A 3,687-nucleotide genomic window follows, 5' to 3' on the forward strand; every position below is an offset into this window, starting at 1 on the left:
GCTCTGGCCCTGGTAGGTGCGCAGCGTGTTGATCTCCTGCTCGAAGTCCGACGAGTCGGCGGTGAACAGGTCGGCCGGCAGGTCCAGGCGCTGCCAGCGCGGGTCGTCGCGGTCGAAGCCGCATTTGAAGTCGCAGGCCACCGGCGTCAGCCGGCCGCGGCGGTCCGGCCGCAGGCGGATCGGGTTCAGCTCCAGCGTCGTCATGCCGTAGTCGTGGAACAGGTCCCACAGGTTCGGCAGGTGCTGCACCAGCGGCGAGATGATCTGCTTGGGCGCCTTCAGCTCCGACAGCGCATTGGCCACGATGAAGGCCTTCAGCCCGGTCAGCGGATTGAAGGGCACGCTGACGATCTGCGTCTTGTCCAGCTCCTCGATGTCCATGCCGCCGTGGTGCGTCAAGGTCATCGTCGGCGCGCGGAAGTGGGTGTCGTCGGTGAGCGAGAAGTAGACCTCGTGCTCGGCCGGCACGCCGGCCTCGAAGGTCACGCCGTTGGCCTTGGCGTGCTGGTTGCCGTGGCGGTGCTCGCAGAAGTAGAGGCGCTCCTTTTCGGCCAGCGCGGTCTTCAGGTCCTTGGCGCGGCCGACCAGGCCGGCCTTGCCCTTCTTGCCCACGCCGCCCTTGAACACCGGCTTGACGAAGACCTGGCCGTGCTTGGTGAGCAAGGCCTTGATCTCGGAATCGGTGGCGTCCGGGCCGAGTATTTCAGGCGTTGGGAAGCCTGCCAGCCGGAGCAGGCGGGCACCGTGCAGCATGCCGGTGATGTTCATGGGCGCTGTCCTTCGGGTGGGGTGGCGGTCGATGGGCGGGATCGGTGCCGGCGATGCTAGGAAGCTGCGCGGCCGGCCGGCTTTCGAAAGGCTTTCATGCCGGCCTATCGTTTTCCCGATAAGGTTTTCCCGGTGAGGTTTTCCCGCTGAGGCTTACCCGATCAGGGCAAATCCCGAGGCTTGCGGCCCCGCCGATGAAAGCCGGCCGAAAGCTTGGGCGCAGCGCCGCGCCGCATCATGCGCCGCCACCTCGGCACCGTCCGTGAGGAACCCCATGGCTGAAGCCCCCACCGCACGCTCACTGCACCAGACCCTGATCGGCGCCGGCGCCATGCTGCTCGGCCTCACTTTCGCCATCGGCGCGACGAGCATCCCGTCCGAGGCCGGTTACGCCGGCGTCGGCCCGAATTTCCTGCCCTGGCTGGTGGCGGTCTCGCTGCTGGTCTGCGGCACGCTGCTGGTCTGGCAGGCCCGCACCGGCGGCTTCCGCTCGCTGGACGAACCCTCCGGCGCCGAACGTGGCGACTGGGATGCGCTGGCCTGGATCTCCGCCGGCGTGCTGCTGAACGCCGCGGCGATCGAGCGCATCGGCTTCATCCTCAGCTGCGCGCTGTGCTACGCCTTCGCGGTGCGCGGGCTGCGCCGCTCCGAAGGCCGGGGCGCCGGGGGCCTGGTGCCCACCTTGATCGACATGCTCACCGGCCTGCTAATCGCGGCGCCGGCGTTCTGGCTGTTCACCAAGCTGCTGGCCATCAACCTGCCCGGCCTCACCCGCACCGGCTGGCTGTAGAGAAGAAGAAGCCCATGGACACCCTGCTGACGCAACTGATGGGCGGCTTCGCCACCGCCGGCGCGCCGATCAACCTGCTGTGGGCCTTCGTCGGCTGCGCGCTGGGCACCGCCATCGGCGTGCTGCCCGGCCTGGGCCCGGCCGTCACGGTGGCCATGCTGCTGCCCATCACCACGCAGGTCGAGCCCACCGCCTCGATGATCTTCTTCGCCGGCATCTACTACGGCGCGATGTACGGCGGCTCCACCACCTCCATCCTGCTCAACACGCCGGGCGAAACCGGCTCGATGGTGACGGCGCTGGAAGGCTTCAAGATGGCCAAGAGCGGCCGCGCCGGTGCGGCGCTGGCCACGGCGGCGATCGGCTCCTTCGTGGCCGGAACCATCGCGACGATCCTGGTCACGCTGTTCGCGCCGGTGGTTGCCACCTACGCCGTCAAGCTGGGGCCGCCGGAATACTTCATGCTGATGATCCTGGCCTTCTGCACCGTGACCGCGGTGCTCGGCAAGAGCGCGCTGCGCGGCGTCACGGCGCTGGTGGTCGGCGTGGCGGCCGGGCTGGTCGGGCTGGACCAGATCACCGGCCAGGTGCGCTACACCGGCGGCGTGCCCGAGTTCCTGGACGGGCTGGAAGTGGTGCTGATCGCCGTCGGCCTGTTCGCCGTCGGCGAGACGCTCTACACCGCGCTGTACGAGGGCCGCACGCAATCGCAGCTGAACCACCTGAGCCGCGTGCACATGACGCGTGAGGAATGGCGCCGCTCCTGGCCGGCCTGGCTGCGCGGCACCTTCATCGGATTCCCCTTCGGCACCGTGCCGGCCGGCGGCAGCGAGATCCCCACCTTCCTGAGCTACGCCACCGAGAAGAAGCTGTCGAAACGACCGGAGGAATTCGGCACCACCGGCGCGATCGAAGGCGTGGCCGGGCCGGAGGCCGCGAACAACTCGGCGATCACCGCCACGCTGGTGCCGATGCTGACGCTGGGCATCCCCACCTCGACCACCGCGGCCATCATCCTGTCGGCGTTCCAGAACTACGGCATCCAGCCGGGGCCGCAGCTGTTCCAGACCTCGGCCGGGCTGGTCTGGGCGCTGATCGCCAGCCTCTACATCGGCAACGTGATGCTGCTGGTGCTGAACCTGCCGCTGGTCGGCCTGTGGGTCAAGCTGCTGAAGATTCCGCGCGCGCCGCTCTACGCCGGCATCCTGATCTTCGCCACCGTCGGCGTCTACGGCATGCGCCAGAGTTCGTTCGACCTGTTCCTGATGTACGCCATCGGCCTGTTCGGCGTGCTGATGCGGCGCTTCGATTTCCCGACCGCGCCGGTCATCGTCGGCATGATCCTCGGGCCGATGGCCGAGGCGCAGCTGCGCAATGCGATGTCCATCGGCGAAGGCCGCTGGACGGTGTTCGTCGAGCGCCCGGTGTCGGCGCTGCTGCTGGCCGTGGTGCTGGCGGTGCTGATCGTGCCGCCGGCGATGGCCCGGCGCCGGCGCGGCCAGCTGGCCGCGGCTTGAGCGCCTGAGTCAATGTGGCTCTGCCACTTGACTCAACCCCCTCGGGGGGGCGGACGACGTATGTCGTCGGCCTGGGGGCGATGTCACGGCGCCGCAGAAAACTCCCGCCGCCAGCGTTTGAGGAAGGCCTGGTGCTTGCTGCTGTCCAGGTGCGCCAGCAGGCCCGGGCCCAGCGCGATGGGGCGCGCCGCGCCGCCCAGCTGCTGCTGCAGCGCGGCTGCCGAGCGCGGCTGCGCCGCATCGCCGAGCACGGCATACAGGCCGCATTGTTCGCCCAGCACGCGCTGGCCTTCGGGCGACAGCAGGTGGTCCAGCCACAACCGGGCACCGGCCAAGTTGGGTGCGTGGCGGGCGATGAAGGCCACGCGCGAAGCCACCAGCGTGTAGTCCTGCGGGTAGACGATGGCGACATCCGGCTGCTGACGCGCAAAAGCCTCGGCATAGGTGCCGATCACATTGCAGGCCAGCAGCGCGCGGCCGGCGGCCACGCTGTCGAGCATGCCCTGCGTGTCGGCATGCAGTTCGGCGCGGCATTCGCCCAGCGCGCGCACCAACTCCCAGGCGCGCGGCGAGGCCATCGCATCGTGCGTGGCGATCAGGAAGCCGAGGCCG

At 69.3% G+C, this 3,687-nt stretch carries 4 protein-coding genes; 2 read left to right on the forward strand and 2 right to left on the reverse strand.

Annotation, left to right across the window (positions count from 1 at the left end; all coding sequences use genetic code 11):
• On the reverse strand, nt 1-768 hold a 768-nt coding region (locus tag VLK61_RS26180), incomplete at its 3' end, for an ATP-grasp domain-containing protein (protein WP_325425544.1).
• Between the two features lie 274 nt (nt 769-1,042).
• On the opposite strand from VLK61_RS26180, the gene VLK61_RS26185 reads away from it, so the two are divergent.
• Together VLK61_RS26185 and VLK61_RS26190 are read left to right on the forward strand one after the other, a co-directional pair.
• Complete coding sequence (locus VLK61_RS26185) at nt 1,043-1,558, forward strand: tripartite tricarboxylate transporter TctB family protein (protein WP_325425546.1); 516 nt, start codon at nt 1,043-1,045, stop codon at nt 1,556-1,558.
• A 14-nt stretch (nt 1,559-1,572) separates the two neighbouring features.
• Nucleotides 1,573-3,075, forward strand: coding sequence for a tripartite tricarboxylate transporter permease (locus VLK61_RS26190; protein WP_325425548.1), 1,503 nt, complete (start codon nt 1,573-1,575; stop codon nt 3,073-3,075).
• A gap of 83 nt (nt 3,076-3,158) precedes the next feature.
• On the opposite strand, the gene VLK61_RS26195 is transcribed toward VLK61_RS26190, so the two are convergent.
• Nucleotides 3,159-3,687, reverse strand: a 529-nt coding sequence (locus tag VLK61_RS26195) for an ABC transporter substrate-binding protein (protein WP_325425549.1), incomplete at its 5' end; no start/stop codon positions are given.

This window comes from Aquabacterium sp., assembly GCF_035476535.1.
Taxonomy (GTDB): Bacteria; Pseudomonadota; Gammaproteobacteria; order Burkholderiales; family Burkholderiaceae_C; genus Pseudaquabacterium.